Origin of the sequence: Streptomyces sp. GC420 (genome assembly GCF_009916105.1) — a bacterium.
Taxonomy (GTDB): domain Bacteria; phylum Actinomycetota; class Actinomycetes; order Streptomycetales; family Streptomycetaceae; genus Streptomyces.
Genome location: NZ_JAAAXQ010000820.1, coordinates 1 through 608, shown reverse-complemented (window position 1 = coordinate 608; position 608 = coordinate 1). Strand labels below are relative to the sequence as shown.

Here is a 608-nt window from a genome sequence, read left to right as displayed (position 1 = left end):
GATCGGCTCGGTGAGGGGGTGGGGCGGTGGCGGTCCAGGTACTGCGCCTCTCACCTGCGGAAACAGGACATGCCTGCGCGACGGCTGGTAGCCGTGGCGCAGGCATGTGGGGTTTTCAGGGGGCGGAGCGCGGCGGAGGTGCGTCACTCGCGTGGCGGAGGCTCGACCTGCTCGGTCGGAAGCGGTCGCGCCTGGGGCGGGTCGGAGGGCTCACCGGGTTGGGTTCCGGCGCTCTGTGTGCTGGCCTTGCGGGGCTGGATGCCCTGGTCGCGGAGGAACCGTCGGATGGCTCTGAGGTTCGCCACGAAGATGATGACGGCATTGAGCAGGGTCTGTGCGACTCGTCCGTGCGGCAGGCGGAGCTGGGGATTGTCGATGCTGTCGAGGGCGGACTTCTTGAGGTTGCCGTTGCCGCCCTCGTTCTGACTGCGCAGTCCGGACCAGGCTTCCTGCCACAGAGGGGTGAACAGGGGGTATTTCTGCCGCCACTTGGCCAACACGGCGCCCGGGACGGTGATGCTCTTCCCCCTGCAGATGTCGGGGTAGACGGGGGTGTCCCGCTTGGGCCTGGGGATGGTGGGCAGGGCTGCCGGGGTACGGACAGTGGG

Annotated in this window: 1 protein-coding gene; it reads right to left on the bottom strand. The window is 68.8% G+C overall.

Going from position 1 to position 608, the window contains the following annotated elements:
* Positions 1–143 precede the first annotated feature (143 nt).
* On the bottom strand, positions 144–608 hold a 465-nt coding region (locus GUY61_RS38805; protein ID WP_398958502.1), incomplete at its 5' end, for a hypothetical protein.